21 protein-coding genes are annotated in these 21,572 nt (G+C 39.3%); 13 read left to right on the top strand and 8 right to left on the bottom strand.

All coding sequences use genetic code 11. The features are described 5' to 3' along the window. Positions 1–6 precede the first annotated feature (6 nt). The 3 genes from ACQK2H_RS10090 to ACQK2H_RS10080 form a co-directional block, all read right to left on the bottom strand. Complete coding sequence (locus ACQK2H_RS10090; protein ID WP_425391317.1) at positions 7–975, bottom strand: hypothetical protein; 969 nt, start codon at positions 973–975, stop codon at positions 7–9. Continuing rightward, positions 975–3,620 (bottom strand): TonB-dependent receptor, encoded by a 2,646-nt coding sequence (locus tag ACQK2H_RS10085; protein ID WP_425391316.1) that lies wholly within the window; start codon positions 3,618–3,620, stop codon positions 975–977. The genes ACQK2H_RS10090 and ACQK2H_RS10085 overlap by 1 nt, the downstream gene beginning before the upstream one ends. A gap of 69 nt (positions 3,621–3,689) precedes the next feature. Beyond that, positions 3,690–4,406, bottom strand: a complete 717-nt coding sequence (locus ACQK2H_RS10080; RefSeq protein ID WP_425391315.1) for a hypothetical protein — start codon at positions 4,404–4,406, stop codon at positions 3,690–3,692. 201 nt (positions 4,407–4,607) lie between these two features. On the opposite strand from ACQK2H_RS10080, the gene ACQK2H_RS10075 reads away from it, so the two are divergent. From ACQK2H_RS10075 to ACQK2H_RS10015, 13 genes are all read left to right on the top strand, one after another. Then, on the top strand, positions 4,608–4,886 hold the full coding sequence (locus ACQK2H_RS10075; RefSeq protein WP_425391314.1) for a co-chaperone GroES: 279 nt from the start codon (positions 4,608–4,610) through the stop codon (positions 4,884–4,886). A gap of 31 nt (positions 4,887–4,917) precedes the next feature. Continuing rightward, the gene (groL, locus tag ACQK2H_RS10070) at positions 4,918–6,555 is read left to right on the top strand and encodes a chaperonin GroEL (protein ID WP_425391313.1); all 1,638 of its coding nucleotides are present in this window, start codon (positions 4,918–4,920) and stop codon (positions 6,553–6,555) included. 334 nt (positions 6,556–6,889) lie between these two features. After that, positions 6,890–7,330 carry a hypothetical protein gene (locus ACQK2H_RS10065; RefSeq protein WP_425391312.1) on the top strand — a complete coding sequence of 147 codons (441 nt, stop codon included), beginning with the start codon at positions 6,890–6,892 and terminating at the stop codon, positions 7,328–7,330. Between the two features lie 419 nt (positions 7,331–7,749). After that, positions 7,750–8,526, top strand: coding sequence for an agmatinase (gene speB / locus ACQK2H_RS10060; protein WP_425391311.1), 777 nt, complete (start codon positions 7,750–7,752; stop codon positions 8,524–8,526). Between the two features lie 25 nt (positions 8,527–8,551). Next, positions 8,552–8,734 (top strand): hypothetical protein, encoded by a 183-nt coding sequence (locus tag ACQK2H_RS10055; protein WP_425391310.1) that lies wholly within the window; start codon positions 8,552–8,554, stop codon positions 8,732–8,734. A 223-nt stretch (positions 8,735–8,957) separates the two neighbouring features. Next, positions 8,958–9,752, top strand: coding sequence for a hypothetical protein (locus ACQK2H_RS10050; RefSeq protein WP_425391309.1), 795 nt, complete (start codon positions 8,958–8,960; stop codon positions 9,750–9,752). 61 nt (positions 9,753–9,813) lie between these two features. Then, positions 9,814–10,389 carry a hypothetical protein gene (locus ACQK2H_RS10045; protein ID WP_425391308.1) on the top strand — a complete coding sequence of 192 codons (576 nt, stop codon included), beginning with the start codon at positions 9,814–9,816 and terminating at the stop codon, positions 10,387–10,389. Positions 10,390–10,416: 27 nt separating this feature from the next. Continuing rightward, on the top strand, positions 10,417–11,904 hold the full coding sequence (locus ACQK2H_RS10040) for a sodium:solute symporter family protein (RefSeq protein WP_425391307.1): 1,488 nt from the start codon (positions 10,417–10,419) through the stop codon (positions 11,902–11,904). A 76-nt stretch (positions 11,905–11,980) separates the two neighbouring features. Beyond that, positions 11,981–13,597: a phosphoenolpyruvate carboxykinase (ATP) gene (pckA, locus tag ACQK2H_RS10035; protein WP_425391306.1), complete on the top strand. Its 1,617-nt coding sequence runs from the start codon at positions 11,981–11,983 to the stop codon at positions 13,595–13,597. Positions 13,598–13,681: 84 nt separating this feature from the next. Next, the gene (locus ACQK2H_RS10030; RefSeq protein ID WP_425391305.1) at positions 13,682–14,467 is read left to right on the top strand and encodes a thioredoxin family protein; all 786 of its coding nucleotides are present in this window, start codon (positions 13,682–13,684) and stop codon (positions 14,465–14,467) included. Between the two features lie 130 nt (positions 14,468–14,597). Further along, positions 14,598–15,128 (top strand): RNA polymerase sigma factor, encoded by a 531-nt coding sequence (locus ACQK2H_RS10025; protein WP_425391304.1) that lies wholly within the window; start codon positions 14,598–14,600, stop codon positions 15,126–15,128. Then, on the top strand, positions 15,118–15,657 hold the full coding sequence (locus ACQK2H_RS10020) for a hypothetical protein (protein WP_425391303.1): 540 nt from the start codon (positions 15,118–15,120) through the stop codon (positions 15,655–15,657). The genes ACQK2H_RS10025 and ACQK2H_RS10020 overlap by 11 nt, the downstream gene beginning before the upstream one ends. Further along, positions 15,623–16,921 (top strand): hypothetical protein, encoded by a 1,299-nt coding sequence (locus ACQK2H_RS10015; protein WP_425391302.1) that lies wholly within the window; start codon positions 15,623–15,625, stop codon positions 16,919–16,921. Before ACQK2H_RS10020 ends, ACQK2H_RS10015 begins: the two co-directional genes overlap by 35 nt. Before the next feature lie 7 nt (positions 16,922–16,928). On the opposite strand, the gene ACQK2H_RS10010 is transcribed toward ACQK2H_RS10015, so the two are convergent. Genes ACQK2H_RS10010 through ACQK2H_RS09990 form a run of 5 tightly spaced genes read right to left on the bottom strand, consistent with a single transcriptional unit; the run spans position 16,929 to position 21,384 of the window. After that, positions 16,929–17,792: an FKBP-type peptidyl-prolyl cis-trans isomerase gene (locus ACQK2H_RS10010; protein ID WP_425391301.1), complete on the bottom strand. Its 864-nt coding sequence runs from the start codon at positions 17,790–17,792 to the stop codon at positions 16,929–16,931. A gap of 11 nt (positions 17,793–17,803) precedes the next feature. Further along, positions 17,804–19,114, bottom strand: coding sequence for a NupC/NupG family nucleoside CNT transporter (locus tag ACQK2H_RS10005; protein ID WP_425391300.1), 1,311 nt, complete (start codon positions 19,112–19,114; stop codon positions 17,804–17,806). After that, on the bottom strand, positions 19,114–19,695 hold the full coding sequence (locus ACQK2H_RS10000; RefSeq protein WP_425391299.1) for a bifunctional nuclease domain-containing protein: 582 nt from the start codon (positions 19,693–19,695) through the stop codon (positions 19,114–19,116). The genes ACQK2H_RS10005 and ACQK2H_RS10000 overlap by 1 nt, the downstream gene beginning before the upstream one ends. Continuing rightward, entirely contained in the window at positions 19,695–20,645 is a 951-nt protein-coding gene (locus ACQK2H_RS09995; protein WP_425391298.1) for an electron transfer flavoprotein subunit alpha/FixB family protein, read from the bottom strand. Before ACQK2H_RS09995 ends, ACQK2H_RS10000 begins: the two co-directional genes overlap by 1 nt. Before the next feature lies 1 nt (position 20,646). Further along, complete coding sequence (locus ACQK2H_RS09990; protein WP_425391297.1) at positions 20,647–21,384, bottom strand: electron transfer flavoprotein subunit beta/FixA family protein; 738 nt, start codon at positions 21,382–21,384, stop codon at positions 20,647–20,649. Between the last annotated feature and the right edge of the window lie 188 nt (positions 21,385–21,572).

Genomic DNA, 21,572 nt, shown 5'->3' with positions numbered 1-21,572 from the left:
TATTGATTATAGAAATACAGGTTTGGTTTTAGATACTTCTGATACAGCTCTAAAAATGCCCACAACTTCAACCTCTCCATTAGCAGATCTTACATTGCCTCTAAGTGGGAATGGATACGTATCAAACACCAATCCATCATTGCTACCTAACTTCTCTACATCACTCCAGAAACCATATATCTCAGGTGATATTGATTCTGATATCACTTCAAATTCTGCCAGCCACTCCTCTTCCACATGACAGCAATTAAAATATTGCTCGCAGTTCTGCACGAATCTTAAGAAATCAGCCGTATCACGTACGGTATTGCATAATGCTGTGTTTTTAAAGAAGTACCATTCCTCGCGCAAAGTGAGCCCCACAGCCACTCCTATAGAATCAGGGCATACCTCGCTTGGATCACAGGAGTACAAAGTGTATTCTTCTTCATCATTTACCTCAATTGTTTCCTCCGTAAAGTAATCCTGATAGAAATATCTAAACTCAAACTTGCCATTAATGTCTCTTGATGAGGCAATATTGGCCAGCACTACTTTACCATTTTCATTAATTATTACACCTGAACTAAAAGTAGATACTGTGGTATCTGCAGTAGTTATAGTAAAATCAATCGCTGGTGCGATCGAATCATAATCAGACTCATAAATCAATTCTGAATTACGATAAACCTGAAGTTTATAGCTTATTCCCTCTACACCCATAAATTCCATTTGATTTGGAACGTAGACACTGGAATCGCTCACATAATTAAAACTATATTCAGTTCCTGCATTAGACACTACCCGAACATCCAAATCAGATAGTTGTACTATATTTTCATTCTTTAATGAGTAGATACGAATAAAGGATCTGCCTTCCAGTGTAGACACTTTACCATCAATTACATGGATTTCCACACCATTTGCATCAAATTCAAAGGGTTCGCTGCAGCCTATTACCCAAATGGCAAATATGATGATACTAGGCCACCGCATTAGAATTCAAACTTGTAAGTAATAGTAGGAATCATTCTTCCTACATTAATCAATTTAAATGGCTGAGCCGGTCTGTTATTGTTGCTGGAGAAAAAGATGGTAGCTACATTATCTCTCCCGTAGAGGTTGTATAATGTCAACACCCAGCGATCATTATTCTTTTTAGTTTTTCTAATTCTACTTTTAACCGTCAGTACCAGATCCAACCGGTGATAGTCAGGGATTCTTTCTGAGTTGCGTTCTGAGAAGTAAGGAACCTTGACTCCTTCAATTTCATATACTGCCAATGGAGCACTAATTGGAGCTCCGGAAACATAGGTGAAGTTTGTTGACAGTGTCCATTTTTTAGAAAGCTTGTAGTCAAGACTAGCTTTTACATTATGTGGTCTATCTGAATAAAACGGATACCTTTCACCCCCATTGATTGAAATGCCTTGTGTTTTATCTACAACTTTAATAAAGGATCGTGAGTAGGTATAAGAGATCAGTCCTGTTAACAATCCTTTGTCCTTTGACAGCAACAACTCTGCCCCATAAGAATCTCCCTCACCTCTTAATATTTCCTGTTCCAAATCATCATTCAAAACCAATTCAGCTGCATCACGATAATCTATCAGGTTGGCAGATTTCTTATAAAAGCCATCTACGGAAACAGAGATACCTTTTTCCGGAAAGTCCTTTTGAAACCCTAATGAATATTGGTCGATCGTCGTACGTGGAATGTATCGATCACTCGCCTTCCATACCGTCGATGGGTTTATTAAAACTGTGTTGGATATTAGATGTAAGAATTGGTTGATCCGAGAGTATCCTGCCCGAATGCCATGATTGCCTATTCTATAGTTTATTCCTAGCCTTGGTTCCAACACCTGCTGGGAAGACTCCAACTCCCCTGAAGCAATTTCTTCCTGACCGGAGATATTCCTTTCTGAATATGGTAAACCAGCTCCGTAAACATTCACAGAAGTAGGCCCAAAGTTCATATAAGAATTAAAGCGAAGACCGGTACTTATTCCTAAATTCTCATTGATTTTAAACAAGTAGCTACCATGTAAACCAAGGTTTAACGCATACTCACTTTTTAACGACTCTGCCCTGACAAGTGAATTAGGATTGGTGGGAACAATTTCACCTAAAGAAATATTGTAGCTTGTAATATCGATCCCACCCTCTATCTTCTCATTGCTTATTATGCTTTTAAGCGACATTTCCTTAATGCCATTGCTAAACTCAAATTCATCATTCAACTGAAGGCTTTCTGATGAGTTGTTGAGGTTACCTGTAGAAAACTCAGTTTCTAAGACAAAATCATTTTTAAGTAGCCGGCTCCATTTTAAGTTACTGGTATAGGTTTTCCATCGATAGATGATTTGATCCGAGTATTTAAAATAATCCTCACCGAAGTAACCGGATAGAAACAGGCTGTTTTTATCATTTAAAATGTACCTGGAACTAAAGTTAGCATCACCAAATTGTGCAGAACTTTGAATAATATCCTTGTCAGGTATCAAATCAAAAACCCAATCTAAATAGGACAATCGACCACCTATATGAATATCAAGCTTATCATTCAACTGCTTTGTTTTAAAACCGAGGTTAGAATCGGTTATTCCTATACCTCCATAATAGGAGTACTTCTTGTCTCCCCATTTGTTCATTTTTACATCCAGAACAGATGATGCTCTCACCCCATACCTTGCAGGTATATTTCCTTTATACAATGTAACATCTGATACAAAATCGCCATTATACACTGAGAAAAACCCAAGAAGGTGCCCGGGATTGTATACTGTAGCGTTGTTCATCAGCATCAGGGTCTGGTCATTACCGCCTCCCCTCACATTCAAATAGGAAGAGCTTTCACCGGAAGTAGATACTCCGGGAAGTACAATGGCACCTTTTACAACATCCACGTTTCCGGCAAATGATGGTAGCTTTTCAAGTTTGGCTGTACTTATTCTTTGCACACCTACCGCATTCAATCCGGAGCTTTCATTTAGTTGATTACCTTCTATCACCACCTCATCTAGTAACCTAGACTCAGGAAATAGTGAAATATCTAAATTACCTGAAGAGTAAAAAGTGATAAATCGATCCTCAGGCTCTCTGCCAACATAGCTAAAGCCTATTTTATAATTGCCCGGACTTAGCTCAATGGTATATGAACCTGCGGTATCCGTTTGCGCTCTTAGCTGTCCATCAATCGTAATATTAACGCCAGCCAGCTTGGTACCATACTCGTTTGATACATTACCCTCTAAGTCATATAGACCATCACGATCCGCACCGCTCACATTTATATCTCCAATTCGTTGTGTTTTGGCAGTATCATGAGGAACAGATTGTGAATTCAGTAGTGTATACCGTTCGAATTCAAGCCTATTGGGATAAATGAAGACATTTTCTTCTTGATAAACATAAACCTTGAATCCGGATAGAGCCAGTCTTTTATTCAGTTTTGTTAACCAACCTGATCGGAATGACTGCTCTACTTTTATGGTGTCAATCCATTCGTTTTTGTAATAGAATATATTGTTAGTTGATGATTCCAGCTCCTGTAACAGTCTAACAAGTGGAATTTTTTGTTGACAGAATCCACTATATGCAATTGCCAGAAGTGAAATGATTATAAGACTCCTCTTCATACTACCGACAATAATAGCAACTTAGATAATGAATGCCCTTATCTAAATAGTAATTGTCAGCAATAAAAGTTAGTCTGTGGTAGATATCCTTCGAACCAACATCCTCTTTGCTACAGGCAGCACCGTTTCATTAAGGGGAAACTTTAATTTACTTACCGCCAGGTATGTTGCAGGGTTGGGAAGCTCCGTATACTTCTTAGTCAGGCTCACCTTTATGTTTTCATAAGATTTACTGATATTTCTGATCTCATTCATCAGAAACTCCGTGCTCATGCTTCGATATTTTTCTTCAGCATGCTCAAAAAATGTCATCTGGTATCTATAAATCGATACATCGCTAGAGGCATCCTGATTAATAAATAAATAACCTTCATCAGAATAGATCGGCGAGACACCCACAGGTTCTAAATTGATTTGTTCTTCCACAAACTCATAAAGTTCTTTCCCTTCCTCCAGCATCCCTTTCATCTTTGGAATAGCAAATGAAATGATGCGTTCGATCTGTTCCATTACTTCATCATCATTTATGATCTTATCATAAGTGAGTCGCAACTTATTGAAGTCAGCTTTGGTAAGTGTTTCGGGAAAGCTGTCATACATCAATTTTTTGCTTTCACGGACCTTGATAAGATTTCGGTAATGGAAAATCAAATCCGTCATAAAAGGGTACAGCTCAGATTGATTAAACTTTTTTCCTATGTCCTTTAAGTATGCCAATAAAACATACTTTTTGTACTCGTAATCAATCAAGCCTTCAGTTAGCCAATCATGTTTTAAACTATCCATACACTTTACTTTTTAAGGAAAAATTTAAACCTCAAATGTCAATTTGTCAAGAGGTAAAACGTGATTTTAGAGGAAAGTGACATTCCAGCCTGTAAAAATGTCAGAATGATGGTTAAATAAACCTGACATGACCGACTTGGCACATTTAATGATAATGTGTTCAATGAAACTGAATTCAACTAAACATAAACGTTTACAAACATGTCTAAAGTAAATTTCAAACCACTTGCTGACAGAGTTCTGGTAGAACCTGCTGCGGCTGAAGAAAAAACAGCATCCGGAATCATCATTCCTGATACTGCTAAAGAAAAACCTCAAAGAGGAGAGATTGTCGCTATCGGTACTGGTAAGAAAGACGAACCTATCAACGTAAAGGTCGGAGACCAGGTGCTATACGGAAAGTATTCCGGAACTGAAATTACCATTGACGGTAAAGAGTTCTTGATCATGAAAGAAGCAGACATTTACGGAATTGTTTAATTAATCTAAAAACTGAAAATCAATAATAATCATGGCAAAAGATATATTCTTTAATACCGACGCAAGAGACAGCATCAAGACTGGTGTTGACATTCTTGCTGACGCAGTTAAAGTTACACTTGGACCAAAAGGAAGAAATGTAATCCTTGACAAAAAATTCGGCGCACCTATTGTTACTAAAGATGGTGTTTCTGTAGCAAAAGAAATCGAGCTTAAGGAGCCAATCGAAAACATGGGCGCGCAGCTTGTAAAAGAGGTAGCTTCTAAAACTGCAGACGATGCGGGAGACGGTACTACTACTGCAACTGTATTGACTCAGTCAATCTTCGGTCACGGAATCAAAAACGTAGCTGCAGGTGCAAACCCGATGGACCTGAAAAGAGGAATCGACAAAGCAGTAACAGCTGTTGTTGAAAACCTAAGAAAGCAGTCTAAAGACATCAAAACTTCTGAAGAAATCGCTCAGGTAGCTTCAGTATCTGCTAACAACGATCCGGAAATCGGTAAAATGATTGCCGATGCAATGGACAAGGTTGGCAAAGACGGTGTAATCACTGTAGAAGAAGCAAAAGGTACTGAGACTGAAGTGAAAACTGTAGAAGGTATGCAGTTTGACAGAGGATACCTTTCTCCTTACTTCGTGACTAACACGGACAAGATGGAAACTGAGTTGGAAAACCCTTACATCTTGATCTACGACAAGAAGGTTTCTAACATGAAGGAATTGCTTCCTATCCTTGAAGCAACTGCCCAGACTGGCAAGCCATTGTTGATCATTGCTGAGGACGTAGAAGGTGAAGCATTAGCTACACTAGTAGTGAACAAAATCAGAGGATCACTGAAAATCGCTGCTGTTAAAGCTCCAGGTTTCGGTGACAGAAGAAAAGCAATGCTAGAGGATATCGCTATCCTAACTGGCGGAACAGTAATCTCTGAAGAAAGAGGCTACAAACTGGAAAACGCTACCCTTGATTACTTAGGTACTGCAGAGAAAATCAATATCGACAAAGACAACACAACTATTGTAAATGGTGCTGGTAAGAAAGAAGATATTGAGGCTCGAGTAAACCAAATCAAGCAGCAGATCGAGAACACTACTTCAGATTACGACAAAGAGAAGCTGCAAGAGAGACTTGCTAAGCTTTCCGGCGGAGTTGCAATCCTTTACATAGGTGCAGCTACTGAAGTAGAAATGAAAGAGAAGAAAGACCGAGTGGATGATGCACTTCATGCAACAAGAGCTGCTGTACAGGAAGGTATTGTAGCAGGTGGTGGTGTTGCGTTGATCAGAGCAATGAATGCCCTTGACAGCTTGAAGCTAGACAATGAAGATCAGAACACTGGTGTTACTATTGTTAGAAATGCGATCCAGGCTCCATTGAGAACCATCGTAGAAAACGCTGGTGGTGAAGCTTCTGTTGTTGTAAACGACGTGCTAGCAGGTAAAGAAGATTACGGATTCAATGCTGCTACCGGTGAATATGTGAACATGTTCAAAGCTGGTATCATCGATCCTACAAAAGTGACAAGACTAGCGCTTGAGAACGCTGCTTCTATCGCTGCGCTCCTATTGACTACCGAGTGTGTAGTTGCTGAGGAGCCTGAGAAAGAAGGTGCTGCTCCAGCTATGCCGGCCGGAATGGGCGGTGGCATGGGCGGCATGATGTAATCAAACGCTCAGATTAGATATAGAAAGCCTTCTCCTTTGGAGAGGGCTTTTTTCGTTTATAGTGAAAAAGGATTTTGGGACGCTCCATCCCACAAGGCCTTGGGCCCAGACCGGCGCTAAGCGGGCCGGGCCCTTTGGTTACTGCAATAAAACTCGATTCAGATCTTAATTAGCCTGTTCAGGTACTCTATACTATTTGGAAATAAATGCATACTTAACGTTATTTGAAAGGTAGATAACAGGAAGATTTCCGTTATTATGGTGGTGGCATAATACCTGAAAGAACATACGCAATAACCAAAGTCACTGTGCGTTCAAAAACCAAAAATTAGATATGAATACAAACAAAATAATTGCAGCCCTAATTTCAATTTTTTTGTTGACCATTTTAAATGCATGCGACCCTGTGGTAGACTATGAAAAAGCGATTGTCAACTCTTCTAATAGCGAAATTCTTTTAGTCCGAAACAACCCAATTCCCTTTGATGATCAAGATGTATCCTATTCTGAATCAATACTATTGGATAGTGTTCTTTTGCCGGCCAACGCTCGACAACTATTGACGGAAGGATTTGATATTGGAGGCTCAGTTGAGGCATATGCTGATTGCCCAGGATTGCAAGAAGGCGATTCAATATTTGTTTGGGTAGAAACTGGAGTCAACCAACGGTTAGCATTGACTTTAACACAGACTGACTTTGCGGGTAAACATCGGGAACTTTCAAAAAACAGATGCGAATGCGTATTTGAGGTTACTGATGAAATGTTGGATTAACCCAGGCTAGTGCGAGCTTATAGCTCGTACCTCTTCCCAGGCTGGTGCGAGCTTATAGCTCGTACCTCTTCCCAGGCTGGTGCGAGCTTATAGCTCGTACCTCTTCCTTATATAAAACTCCCATCTCGTCCTCGTCTGTGACGAGGATGCATAAATCACAAGTATTTTTAATGCTATCCGGAAGTATGTTATGATTTCTTTCTCAGCTATCGTCCGTTTGTAAAGGAATGCTTCCTTATTAAACCCTGTCAGGATTTGAAATCCTGACAGGGTCCACTATAAGTTCTTCATATTTCATAACCGCCATAAGTTTCAATTATCAGTTGTTTGGCTTTCATACCACTTTGACCTGTTTGCTAAGACAGATGACCTTAGTTACTTTTATTAAGATCATATCAGGATATCAAGCATAAACCAAAATGAAAAACATCATCATACAGGGCATCCAATTTGATGAAAAGTCATCCTATCAGCGAGGGCCTGCTCTTGCCCCTCCGTTGATTAGAGAAGCATTGCATTGCGGTTCGGCAAATTACTTTACAGAAAATCTAATTTCAATCGAAGACTCGCGAATCATTGACAAAGGTGATTTCGATATCAAGGAATACTTCGATATAGAGCACATTACTGACAACCATCTAAATTCAGACGCAAAGATTTTAACACTGGGCGGAGACCATTCCATCACCTACCCCATCATTAAAGCTCATAGTAAGAAATATCCTAAACTGGACATCCTTCAGATTGATGCTCATGGAGATTTGTACGACTCCTTTGAAGGGGATAAATACTCACACGCCTGTCCTTTTGCCCGAATTATGGAAAGTGGCTTAGCCACAAGACTGGTTCAGGTTGGAATCAGGGCAATAAATACACACCAGGCAGAGCAAGCCAAAAAGTTTAATGTGGAAGTACACCACATGAAAGATTTAGATCTTTCCACAATCCCCAAATTTGAAAACCCACTCTATATCTCTTTGGATATGGATGGCTTTGATCCTGCCTTTGCCCCGGGTGTTTCTCACCACGAGCCTGGAGGACTGACATCAAGGCAAGTGCTGGATTTTCTCCATAGCATTGATGCGGAAATCATTGGAGCTGATATCGTTGAATACAATCCGGAAAGAGATTTTCAAAAAATGACCGCCTTTCTGGCATCTAAGATGATTCGGGAGCTATTGGGTAAGATGTTGTAACATTAACTCGAAGCAATCAGATACAATGAAACAAGAAAATTTAATCTACACTATACTTACGATCCTTGTAATTGCGGGTGCTATTATGAAAATGATGCATCTAAATTATGGAAACTTGATTTTTTCAATTGCCTTATATGCTGGTATTATTTTTCAAGGTTGGCTCATCAAAACCCTTAAAAAGCGAGTTAAAGAACTTGAGAAATAATCAACTAGTCTAACCTGATAGACCATTAAAATGGCCGAATTAACCCATTTGACTCTCATTATGATTCCAATATGTTCCGGCTTCAGTTCTCTCAGTTTTAAATCAGTATTTTCATTTTGAGAAAACACCTTCTTGAAAAAGTATCATTTAATACTATTTAAGGACAATTTTTTAACTGGCACAGGAGTTGACTTTATAGCCGTGAACTAAAACTAAGATGACAATGAAAAAGATATTAGCATTTTTACTAATCCCCATGATATTGCTTTCATCATGCTCAGATGATGATGGTAATGTTCAAGAGCCCAGACCTGAAATGCCACCTGAGTCAAGTATGGCTCCAAACTTTGAAAACTTTGAGAACGATGGTGCCAGAGCAGAGACCATAAACAACTGGGCATATGCAGCAACCAGTGTTGGAATTTATTCAGCTATTCTATATTCAAACCTGGTCGTTCCTGTTACAGCTTTTAAGATTGGACTGAAACAGGATGCTACTTACAATACAGAAACAAACCTTTGGGTGTGGGAGTACGATATCAACGTTCCTAATAAGGGATCTTATGCAGTGAGATTAACGGCGGATGTAGATGGCACAGATGTAGACTGGACCGGATACATCTCTCTTACAGGATCATTCGATGATTTTGTGTGGTTTGAGGGCGAATCAAATCTAAATGCGGATGCAGGATCATGGACGCTTTATGAAAGTCCGGACAGTCCTTCTGCCTGGTTGTCTGTAAACTGGAGTGATGATGAGGCAACAGGTATTGCTACCTCTACATTCAATGTAGAAAAAGAAGGAAATTTCTTTGAAAGCAGCATCACTTACACAGCCGATGCAAATGCAGACTTTAACAGAAGTGTAGTAATTGTAGATACTAACGCTTCCAATACAATCGAAGTTGATTGGAACAACCCATCGGGAGAAGGACGAGTGAAAAGTGAGGCACATTTTGAGGACACGGCCTATCACTGCTGGGACAGCACATTGAATGATACTGACTGCCCTTCATAAATAAGAATCAGTCCGCTATGGATGAACCCTCCTATTTGGAGGGTTTATTTATTTTAGGCAGATGAAGAAAAAAGCTTTGGCTCAAATTGGCTTTGAGTTTGTGTCCATTGTGTTTGCTGTTTTGCTGGCATTGGGACTAAACTCTTACAAACAAACGAACGACCTTGAGAATGAGGGTAAGGTTTTACGAACCAAAATCCTTAAAGAATGTCAGAGAAACAGCATTGAGCTGGATTCAGTACTAATTATAAATAAGACGTATTTTAAAAAGCTGGATTCACTCAATCAATATGAAAATCTTCTTTCAGACCATCTTGAAATCAGCATTGAGAATGAACTCCTGACAAGGAGTGCATGGGACTTTACAAAAGCATCACGATCATTTTCGTTCATTGATGAAGATTTCCTATCAGATGCTGCGATCCTTTATGAAAAGCAGACATACTACATGTCAATTTCTAATCAGATGTTTGAGAATATTGGGGACATGCTATTGAGTGATCCGGATATGAAAAAGGTGGTTAAACTCATTCATTATTATTTATCAAACCTTAACAGCGCTGCTGATGATCTTCAAACCACCTATACTGGATTTTTAGCAAAATATGATTCAGGTTCCAAAGCGGATAATGATTAAATTGGCGGCTTATTTTAAATAAGCAACATGACATATCTAGTAGTAACCATTGGATACATTCTGATTCTTGCGGGTATAATCATTTATAAAAGCCGTGGAGTTAAAAATGAAGAAGACTTTGTAGTTGCAGGCAGAAATGTGCCGGTTTATCTCTTAGTAGGCACTTTGGTTACTACTTGGATTGGATCCGGAAGCTTGTTCGGTACTGCAGGACTCACTTTCCAAGTGGGATTCTCAGAACTATGGTTCTCGTTAGGTGCATGGATCGGGATTCTGGCTGTTTATTTTATTGCTGCAAGGGTCAGAAGGATTTCTCAATATACACTTACAGACATTCTTGAAAAAAGGTATTCTCCGCTCGCTCGACTGATGGGCACCATCACCATCATCGTAGCATACCTGGTTATCGCTGGTTACCAGTTTAAAGGAGGTGGAAGATTTCTTTCGATCCTTACAGAAGGTGGGATATCCGTTGAACAAGGTACTTTAATAACCTTTTTAATCATCATTGCTTTTACATCACTTGCAGGAATGGTGTCTATCGTTTCCATTGATATTTTCAATGGCATTATCATGATCACTGCCATTATCCTTGCGGTACCATTCGCCATTAGTGGCTTTGGAGGATGGGACAATGTGGTAAACACCATCAATGAAGTAAGCCCCGACCACCTATCAATCACAGAAGGTCACGAACCTACATGGTATATCGGCATCATGCTCCCTACCCTTATCTTAATGTTGAGTGAAAGTAGTGTCTATCAAAAGTTCTCTTCAGCAAAAGACTCTAAAGCTGCCAGAAAGGCTGTCATGGGAATGTTTATAGGGGTTGTAGGTATCGAATTTCTGATGTGTCTTTTAGCAGTGGTCGGTTTCGCTATTTATGCTCATGATCCAAGGTTTTTCATGCCGGATGGATCGGTAAATGCACCTATGTCTGAAGAAATCATATTGCGGATTGGGTTTGAACAACTACCTGCTTTTGTAGGGTCGCTTCTATTTGCCGGTGGTGCTGCTATCATACTTTCCACAGGAAATACATTTTTAATGGTAACCTCTACAAACCTATCCAGGGATATTCTGGAAAAGTATTTTATCAAGGGAGCGTCTGATAAAACTAAACTTTTAATTCAGCGAAGTGCAATCGTCATCCTTGGATTCATTGCATACCTGATCATGACTCAGTTTGAAGAGATCCTTTCAATGGCCTTCATTTCTTATACCATGATTGGAGCAGCCTTAGCCCCACCATTATTAGCTACATTCTTTTGGAAAAGAGTTACGAAACAAGGGGGTATTGCCTCGATACTTGCTGGTATGTTATCCGTTGTGATCATCGAGGTGCTAAACAGATCGGGCTATGTAGGTGATTTTGGGATCATTTCATTCCCGTTTGACTCAAAAATGGTAGCCATTCCGGCATTGATTGCTTCAATTACTGCATTGGTTGTGGTGAGTCTATTAACTAAGCCAACACCAAAAGAAATTGTCGATCCTTTTTTCGAGAAAGACTGACATCCAGTAACTTCGCGCAAACGTTTGAGTCCTACTTATTAACAGGATATATTATTTATAAATACCCCATTAAAAAATGCAAGAATACGGCGTAAAATCCAGCAAAAGTGATCTCTCTGACTTAGGTATCAAGGTAAAAGAAGCTCATTGGAATATGAGCCAATCAGAACTTATCGAAGAAACACTAAAAAGTGGTGAAGGAGTATTGACTTCAACAGGCGCTTTGATGTGTGATACAGGGAAATTCACAGGTCGTTCTCCAAAAGACAGATTTGTAGTTGAAGATGCTAAAACCAAAGATTCAGTTTGGTGGGGCAACATAAACATTCCTTTCTCTGAAGAGAACTTTGATAAGTTATATGACAAAATGGTCAAGTTTCTTGAAGACAAGAAAGTATATGTTAGAGAAGCATATGCCGGTGCTGATAAAACACACAGACTTAGAGTACGTGTGATCAACACAATGGCGTGGCACAATCTTTTTGCTTATAATATGTTCCTTAGACCGGATCAGTACAAAGTAAAAGAGTTTGATCCGAACTTCACTATCCTTTGTGTACCGGAATTCGAGGCAGACCCGGAAGTCGATGGCACCAGACAATCCAACTTCGCAATCATCAACTTCACTAAGCGAATGATTCTTATCGGAGGTACTGCTTATTCAGGTGAGATGAAAAAAGGAATTTTTTCTGTACTTAACTATATGCTCCCTCATGAGCAAAGTGTACTAAGTATGCACTGTTCTGCAAACATGGGTATTGAGGAGAGAGATACAGCAATCTTCTTCGGATTGTCAGGCACAGGAAAAACCACGCTTTCTGCTGATCCTAACCGTTTGCTAATTGGTGATGATGAGCATGGATGGACAGAAAAGAATGTCTTCAACTTTGAAGGTGGATGCTACGCAAAGGTTATCGACCTAACGGAAGAAAAGGAGCCGGACATTTATAATGCCATTAAATTCGGAGCTATCCTGGAAAACACACGATTCAAGGAAGGAACCAGAGAGGTAGATTACGAAAATTCTTCTGTAACTGAAAACACAAGAGCCTCTTACCCAATCCATCACATAAGAAACGCAATGGAGCCTTCAATTGGAGGTATTCCTAAGAACATTTTCTTCCTGACGTGTGATGCTTTTGGAGTGATCCCTCCTATCCAGCGCTTGAGCAAAGGACAGGCAATGTACCACTTCATTTCCGGGTACACTTCTAAAGTAGCAGGTACTGAAGCTGGTGTAACAGAACCGGAACCGGTATTTTCAGCATGCTTTGGAGCACCTTTCCTTCCATTACATCCTACCAAGTACGCAGAAATGCTTGGAGAAAAAATGGATACCCACGAGGCGAATGTATGGTTAATAAACACCGGATGGACAGGTGGTCCTTATGGTGTTGGTAATCGAATTAGCTTAAAGTACACACGTGCGATGATTACTGCAGCTTTAGATGGCAAACTTGATAATGTTGGGTATAGAAAGCATTCAATATTTGGAGCCGAGATTCCTACTACATGTCCGGGTGTGCCAAGTGAAATCTTGAGCCCGAGGGAGACATGGAAAGATGACAAGGCTTTCTACAAAAAAGCAAATGATCTTGCTTCAAGGTTTATTGAAAACTTCAAGAAGTTTGAGGAATTTGCCAACGATGAAATCATGGCAGGAGCTCCTAAAGAGAACAACTCTCATAGCTAACTGATAAGTTTGAAAAAACTACTGAAAACCCAATCGTAACGATTGGGTTTTTTTTATAAATTTGGTCAACCTAAATATACCATTATGAAGAAGATTATTATTGTTTTACTCCTTACCGTCATTGGTTCACCGTTATTTTCACAAGTGAATTGGACCAGAGATATGAAAATTGCCCAGGCAATGGCTTTAACTAACAATCAGTTTATTGTTATGGACTTCTGGGCGTCATGGTGTGGCCCATGTAAAAAAATGGATTCTGACATGTGGAACACTGAAGAGATGGCAGCTTACAATGACAAGTTTGTATTTCTTAAAGTTGATGTTGATCAATACTCAAGTTTGGCAATGAGCTATCAAGCCAATTCTATTCCTAAAGTTGTAGTTATTGATCCAACAGGTACAGTATTGTGGAATGAAGTTGGTTATAGAAACTCCGCTCCATATTTCAAGATTTTAGACAACCTTCCATCAGCACCACTTCCTTCTACTGATCTTGGCAGTATAATCCGGAAGGAAAATATAGAGTCAGCATCATTTAATGTAGGTGCGTGGTATCAAAAAGAAGGTGCAAAGTTGGAGGATCCTATGCTGGCAAAAGACTTTTTTGAATTAAGCGACCAATACTTTAAAACAGCTTCCAAATCAGATAAAGATCAACTGGCTAAAGAAGCAGAGTATAACCTTGTGCTTAACTATGCATATAAAGGCAACATCAAAAAGGCCATGAAAAAGGTAGAAAAAATGGATGAAACTGATATGAAAAACTTCATCCTTGCTTACTGCTATAAATGTGAAGGTCAAGATGAGCTAATGCAAAAATTCTCTGAAAAGATTGAGTCTGAGGAATTACTTGCACGCTTAGATAACTAATAAAAAATCAACCTAAACCTATGCCCTGGTCGTTGTAAATGACCAGGGCATTTTTTTTGCATTTAAAATTTAACTTCATACAACCTTTTGGTATAACTCCCATCCTACCCATAGAAAACGCTAATTACCTGTGACTGAAACTCAAATAGTATGGATCAATCAGCTAAAAAAGGGCAATGAATTGGCGGCATTCAACCTATATAATAGTTATTCAAAAGCGATGTATAATACACTAACTCGAATGACCAATGATGCAGATGAAGCAAAGGACCTGCTTCAAGAAGCATTTGTAAAGGCATTTAGAAAGATTGATGATTTGGATGACCCGAAAGCTTTTGGAGGTTGGTTAAAGCGAATTGTCATCAACATTGGATTGGAATATAAACGAAAAAAGAAAATCCATTTTGAGGATATTCAGAATCAGTCAGGTATTGAGAGCGAGACTATTGAAGAAAGATTGGTGGATAACAAAACATTACATCAAGCCATAAAAGACTTACCGGATGGATGCAGAACGGTGTTATGTCTACACCTGCTGGAGGGGTATAAACACAAGGAAATTGCTAAGGAACTAGGTATATCTGAGTCCACATCTAAAACACAATTCAGACATGCAAAACAACTTTTGAAAACCAAACTTCAACATCATTATGAATATTGAAGAATTATTAAGAAACAGGAAAGACCAACTGGATCAGGATTCACCACCACCTGAGCTTTGGGATAATATTAAGACTGACTGGAAGTCAGAAGCAAAGCACCCAATTCATTTTTGGAAAATTGCAGCTGTGATTTTTATCACCTGTACAATCGGATTACTATTCCATAATATCACCCTGCAAAATAGAGTTGATCAGCTTGCTACTTTGGGTGATATCTCTGAGGAGTATAGGATTATCGAAAACAATTATCTCGCTCAAATAAATGAAATTGAATCACAAATACCAATAAATGAGGTAAAGGGTAAGAGCGACTTTGAGTGGATTTTTCAAGAACTACACACACTGGAAGAAGTCAACAAACTATACAGAAGGGATATCGGATCAATCCATGAAGATCAGCTCGTAAACATACTGATCGACCACTATGAAAAGAAGATCAGACTTCTCAAAAAACTGGAATTAGAAATAGAAAGGACTAACAAAATTGAACATAATGAAAAGAATACTACTCGTAGCGTTAATATATAGCTCCAGTATAGCTGTAATCGCTAACAAAGATGGAGAAACAAGAACTGCCACTGTCAAAGTGAATGTTTCCTCAACTGATAAATTGAACATTCAGGCGAAATACACTGAACTGACCATTGAAAGCTGGGATAAGAATGAAGTTGAGATTGAAGCATCTGTACGTTTCGATGGCAAAATAACGTCCAAGATTCAGGAATTTTTAGATGAGTTTGAGGAAAGAGTCAATAATAACATTGATAAAAATGCCAACGAACTCATGATTGACACAGACCTTGATCTTCCTAACAAGATTCAAATCGGCAGCAAAAGTGTGGGCATAATTATGTCATATGGCGATGATGTTTTTAAGGTTAGTTACAAAATCAAGGCTCCTTCTAAAAATCCATATACAATCACTAGCTCATATGAAGAAGTACGGATGATAGGATCCTTTGACCAAGTCACACTTTCCCAATATTCAGGTGAGTTTGAAGCAGAATACATTAAAAAGGCAGATATGAATCTAAAGTATGGATCAGCACAAGTAAATGAAATTGGCACTGCCAAATTTGAAATTTATGAACAAGAATTGGACATTAATTCTATTGCTAGTATGGAGCTAAATGCAAAATACTCTGAATTGGAATTTGAAAAATCAGGAACAATTGAGGTCACCGCATATGAATCAGACTTTATTTTTAATACGATCGAATCACTCAATGGAAACTTCAAGTACGGTAATATTGAAATCAACAACGGAATCAACAACGGTGAATTCGAGTTCTATGAAGTAGACATGGAGGTCGAGCAGGGCGGTGACTTAGTATTTTCCAACAGTAAGTATAGCAAGGTGATCGCTGAAAAGATTCAAAAAATTGAATTTGGGCAATCCTATGAAGATGAAACAGAAATTGATGAATTGGGATCGTTTAGAAGCACAGATTCAAAGTATGGCAAGCATAGAATAGGTATACTAAATGGAGACCTTGAGCTTGATGCTTATGAAGATGAACTTACCATTGCTAAAATTGGTACAGCGTCGCAGCTTATTCAAATCGACGGAAAGTACATCGATGCTTCATTAGGTATATCGAATTCTTCTTTTAACCTTCAATCAAATGTCAAATATGGAAAGGTTGATTATGATGAAGGCAGAGTTGAAGTAAAAAGATATATCAAAGACAGTGATCAACTTGAACTAGAAATACAGTCCAAGTCCGATGAATCAGTCAAGCCTACAGAAATCAGGGTTAATGGTTATGAAATAAAAATTGAATTGAAGTAATCAAAAATCAACTTCTTACATTCAACAATTCTATTTCGAAAATAAGAATTGCATTTGGAGGAATATTGATCTTGTTACCAATATTCCCAAAACAGTATTCCGAGGGTGCGTAAATGATAATTTTACCGCCCTCTTTCATTGTAGGAACCATGGTTTGCCAAGCATCAATCATGTTATTCAGACGAAAACCTTCATTGCTACCCTCATCAAAAACTTCATCATTATCTAAAAATGATCCAACAAAATTTACAGTGATCAAATCTGATAAAGTAGGACTAATCCCTGTTCCCTCTTCAATAACCTGATATCTAATTCCTGATTGGTGAACTTCTGCAGTAATATTATTGCTTTCAAGATATTCATCAATTTTAGCAATATCAATCGCCCACTGCTGGCCCTCAGGTCTCACCAATGAAACAAGTTCAATTTCAAAGATTAATACTGTGTTTGGAGGAATTAGCCCATTACCGTTTCTTCCATACCCATACTTTGATGGGGTGTAAAGCGTTACTTTACCGCCTTCCTTGATTTCCGGTAGAATTAATTTCCATGACTCAATTAAAAGGGAAAGGTCGAAATGAATCCCCAGTGTATTTAAATCGAAAATCGTACCATCAAGAAGTCTGCCCTGATATTTAACAATAACACTACTTTCAGCTGTCGGCGATTCTCCATCACCCTCTTTTTCTACGACGTACCTTATTTCAGACTCGTGAATTTGTGCATCGATATTGTTGCTTGCAAGGTAACTGTCAATTAGTTCAATGTCAGCAGCTAGTTGTTGTTCCTCTGTAAGAGTCGTTTCATCATCCTTACAGCTCACAGTAAAAAGAAGAACGAAAACTGAAGATAGTATTAGTATTTTTTTCATAATTGATAATGTTATCCAAACAATGCACCTGCAATTGTAGCCGTCATCATCGTTGCAAGTGTGGCAGCCACGAGTGCTCTTAACCCTAATTTTGAAAGATCTGCTTGTCGGTTAGGAGCCATTCCACCAATCCCACCAATCTGAATTGCGATTGAGCTAAAATTTGCAAACCCACATAGCGCATACGTGGAAATTATTATGGCCTTTTCTGACAGCAAACCTGCACTTTTCATATCAGCTAGGCTAAGGTAAGCTACGAATTCATTAATTACTGTTTTCTGTCCAAGTAAACTACCAACCTTGATTGTTTCTGCCCAGTCAACACCCATTATGAAGGCAAACACCCTAAAGATTTGGCCAAGTATATACTGAAGGGAAAATCCTTCAAACGCACCATCAGTGGATCTAATGACCATTTCATTTAGTCCGAACAGCTCCCCTATTCCATCTACCAATATCCAGTTTAAAGCAAAAATCACAGCAATAAATGCCAGAAGCATTCCAGCAATGTTAAGCGCAAGTTTCACACCGTCAGACGCTCCTCGTGCTAAAGCGTCAACTAGGTTCACTCCAATGTTTTCCTTATTTACTTTCAGGCTGCCATCAATTTTTTCAGGTTCGTTTTCAGGAAGAAAAATCTTTGCCATTACTATGGCTGCAGGTGCATTCATAATCGAAGCACTCAAAAGATAGGTAGCAAAAATTTGTTGCTGTTCCGGATCACCACCACCAAGGAAAGACACATAGGCTCCCAACACACTACCTGCGATAGTTGCCATCCCTCCCGTCATCAGACAGTTGAGTTCCGATTTTGTCATTTTCCCGATAAATGGACGTACGAGTAAAGGGGCTTCCGTCTGTCCAAGGAAAATATTGCCGGCTGCAGATAAGCTTTCTGCTCCGGACAACCTCATTGTTTTAGCCATGATCCATGCGAATCCATAGACAATCTTTTGAAGTAACCCTAAGTAGTAAAGACCAGCTGTTACGGCTGAAAAGAAAATAACGGTTGGAAGAGCCTGAAAAACAAAAAGAAATCCAAGATTGTGCTTAGCATCTACTGCCTCACTATTCTTCGCCAAATCTCCATAGAGAAACTCAGCGCCCTTCAATCCGAAGTTTAGAAACTTTACGAAACCGGCACTAACCCAGGAAAAAAGTTGATTGACAAACTCCACATTCGCAATCATCAAACCGATGATTACCTGAATGACAATGCCAATACCTACCAGTCTAAAGTCTACTTGCTTTCTGTTTTTGGAAAGTGCCCAGGCTATTACAACCAGACTTATGAGACCAACTATCCCCCTTATGTAGTCCATCAATTACGCTTATTCAGAACATCACGTATTCGAGCCGCCTTTTCATAGTCTTCCTTATCCAGGGCATCATTCAAAAGCTTTTCCAGCTCACTTGAGGAAAGGTCTTCGATACTTGTTTTTTCAGGTTTATGCACCTCTTTTTGAGCTATCTCCTCTTCGTATTCATCCGTAAGCACAATACCTGCTTCCGTAAGAATACTCTCGTTGGTATAGAAATCCACATTGAATCTTAAACCAATTGCAATAGCATCTGAAGGCCTTGAGTCAATTTCAAAAATCTTACCATCATGCTCACAAATAATTCGGGCAAAGAAAACACCCTCTTTTAGATCCGAGATGTATACTTCCTTTATAGAGATTTCAAAATTGTGGGAAAAGGCCTTGAAGAGGTCATGAGTCATTGGCCGATTTGGAACGATCTTCTCAATTTCAATGGCTATGGCCTGTGCCTCAAACATACCTATGATGATGGGAAGCCTTCTGTTTCCACCAGCTTCACCAAGTACAAGTGCAAAAGAGCCAGATTGGGATTGACTAGACGACAATCCCAATATCTCCAATTTTATTTTATCACCGGACATTAACCCTGTGCCTTCTTTATTGCTTCAGTCAATTTTGGAACTACATCAAACGCGTCTCCTACAACACCGTAATCTGCAGCTTTGAAAAATGGTGCTTCAGGATCCTTATTAATTACAAGGATATACTTGGAAGAGTTCACCCCCGCCAAATGTTGAATAGCACCTGAAATACCAATAGCAATATACAGTGATGGGCTAACTTTTATACCCGTTTGTCCTACGTGCTCGTGATGAGGCCTCCAGTCCATGTCTGAAACCGGCTTACTGCACCCTGTCGCAGCTCCAAGTGTTTTGGCAAGCTCTTCAATCATTCCCCAGTTTTCAGGTCCTTTAAGCCCTCTACCACCTGAAACAACCAAATCTGCTTCAGGAAGTAAAATATCTCCTTCTGCTTTCTCAGTTTTCGTTGTTTTTACAGTAAAATCTGAATCATTAATAGTTGGCGAAAACTCTACTACCTCTGGCGAACCGCCATCTTCTTTGACTGCTATTGCATTTTTCTTGATGATGATGATTTTTTTATCACCTTCCAGATTTGTATTTGCAAAAGCCTTACCGGTGTAAATGCTTTTCTTTACCGAATATCCACTGGAAGTATCCGGAAGGTCAGCCACATTGGAGGCCAATGAAGCATCTACTTTTATAGATACTCTCGCAGAAACCGGATCACCTAAGGAGCTTTTGGCCAAAACTAATAATTCAGAGCCCTCCTGATTCATCGCTTCAGCAATTGCAGAAGCATATGCCATGATGTTAGGAGCTGCCAGTTTCTCATCAGTTACATTTAAAACCTTACTCGCTCCGGCTTGACCTATTGAATCCATATCATCGGTCTTACCAAAAACGATTGCGGTAACATCTCCGGCAACAGCATGCGCATAGCTTACAGCCTCTAAAGATGATTTCTTTACTTTTCCTTCGTCTAATTCTACAAATGCTAATGCTGCCATGTTATATCACTTTTGCTTCGTTCTTCAATAAATTAACCAATTCATCCATATTATCAGGCTCTACCAACTTCACATCCCCTTTTGCAGGAGGTAGTTCAAACTTGCTAACCTTCGTTTTAGGAGCATCTCCCGTTGGATCTTTTACTTCCAAAGGTTTGGTTCTGGCACTCATGATGCCTCGCATGTTTGGAATTTTCCATTCAGCAATTGGCTCCTGGCAGCCAGCAACAAATGGAAGTGGTAATTCCATGTATTCCTTACCTCCTTCTATCTCTCTGGAAATTTTAGCTGTTTCACCATCTAAATCTAATGTCATCACAGGTGAAACCGATGGAATACCCAATAGTTCTCCAACCATTCCATGAACCTGTCCTCCATTGAAATCAATAGATTCCCGACCCATAAGTATTAAATCATACTCACCATCTTTAGCCACAGCCGCGATTTGCTTGGCAACAAATAAAGCATCTTCAGGAAATGCATTTACTCGTATCGCATCATCAGCACCTATTGCTAAAGCTTTTCGAATCGTTGGCTCAGTTTCAGCTTCTCCTACATTTAGTACAGTGATGCTACCTCCGGTTTGCTCTTTGAGCTCAACCGCTCTTGCAAGTGCATAGTCATCGTATGGGCCGATGATGAATTGAACTCCATTCTTATCAAACTTCGTGTCACCATCTGTAAAAGCTATACGGGAGGTGGTGTCCGGTACATGTGTAATACAAACTAATATTTTCATGTGTATAAATAATTTTTAAATAGTCACCGGTTCGCCGGCGCGATGGAATTCGCATGAGTGATATTCATCCTTGAATGGCGTATATCAAAACCATGCTCATTTCATTTATCTAATTGAGTGTTTTTATAAAGAACAAGCGGAAAGTAAAACGGTTCAATCCAGCTAATTTTTCGAACCTCGAAGTTAGC

It is taken from the genome of Ekhidna sp. (assembly GCF_965228795.1).
Taxonomy (GTDB): domain Bacteria; phylum Bacteroidota; class Bacteroidia; order Cytophagales; family Cyclobacteriaceae; genus Ekhidna.
Note: the sequence above shows the minus strand (reverse complement) of the source record. Positions and strands in the feature narration are given on the sequence as shown.

Coding starts and splice junctions, on each gene's coding strand:
- ACQK2H_RS10090 (WP_425391317.1), bottom strand. CDS start 975: ATGCGGTGGCCTAGTATCATCATATTTGCCATTTGGGTAATAGGCTGC.
- ACQK2H_RS10085 (WP_425391316.1), bottom strand. CDS start 3,620: ATGAAGAGGAGTCTTATAATCATTTCACTTCTGGCAATTGCATATAGT.
- ACQK2H_RS10080 (WP_425391315.1), bottom strand. CDS start 4,406: ATGGATAGTTTAAAACATGATTGGCTAACTGAAGGCTTGATTGATTAC.
- ACQK2H_RS10075 (WP_425391314.1), top strand. CDS start 4,608: ATGTCTAAAGTAAATTTCAAACCACTTGCTGACAGAGTTCTGGTAGAA.
- groL (WP_425391313.1), top strand. CDS start 4,918: ATGGCAAAAGATATATTCTTTAATACCGACGCAAGAGACAGCATCAAG.
- ACQK2H_RS10065 (WP_425391312.1), top strand. CDS start 6,890: ATGAATACAAACAAAATAATTGCAGCCCTAATTTCAATTTTTTTGTTG.
- speB (WP_425391311.1), top strand. CDS start 7,750: ATGAAAAACATCATCATACAGGGCATCCAATTTGATGAAAAGTCATCC.
- ACQK2H_RS10055 (WP_425391310.1), top strand. CDS start 8,552: ATGAAACAAGAAAATTTAATCTACACTATACTTACGATCCTTGTAATT.
- ACQK2H_RS10050 (WP_425391309.1), top strand. CDS start 8,958: ATGAAAAAGATATTAGCATTTTTACTAATCCCCATGATATTGCTTTCA.
- ACQK2H_RS10045 (WP_425391308.1), top strand. CDS start 9,814: ATGAAGAAAAAAGCTTTGGCTCAAATTGGCTTTGAGTTTGTGTCCATT.
- ACQK2H_RS10040 (WP_425391307.1), top strand. CDS start 10,417: ATGACATATCTAGTAGTAACCATTGGATACATTCTGATTCTTGCGGGT.
- pckA (WP_425391306.1), top strand. CDS start 11,981: ATGCAAGAATACGGCGTAAAATCCAGCAAAAGTGATCTCTCTGACTTA.
- ACQK2H_RS10030 (WP_425391305.1), top strand. CDS start 13,682: ATGAAGAAGATTATTATTGTTTTACTCCTTACCGTCATTGGTTCACCG.
- ACQK2H_RS10020 (WP_425391303.1), top strand. CDS start 15,118: ATGAATATTGAAGAATTATTAAGAAACAGGAAAGACCAACTGGATCAG.
- ACQK2H_RS10015 (WP_425391302.1), top strand. CDS start 15,623: ATGAAAAGAATACTACTCGTAGCGTTAATATATAGCTCCAGTATAGCT.
- ACQK2H_RS10010 (WP_425391301.1), bottom strand. CDS start 17,792: ATGAAAAAAATACTAATACTATCTTCAGTTTTCGTTCTTCTTTTTACT.
- ACQK2H_RS10005 (WP_425391300.1), bottom strand. CDS start 19,114: ATGGACTACATAAGGGGGATAGTTGGTCTCATAAGTCTGGTTGTAATA.
- ACQK2H_RS10000 (WP_425391299.1), bottom strand. CDS start 19,695: ATGTCCGGTGATAAAATAAAATTGGAGATATTGGGATTGTCGTCTAGT.
- ACQK2H_RS09995 (WP_425391298.1), bottom strand. CDS start 20,645: ATGGCAGCATTAGCATTTGTAGAATTAGACGAAGGAAAAGTAAAGAAA.
- ACQK2H_RS09990 (WP_425391297.1), bottom strand. CDS start 21,384: ATGAAAATATTAGTTTGTATTACACATGTACCGGACACCACCTCCCGT.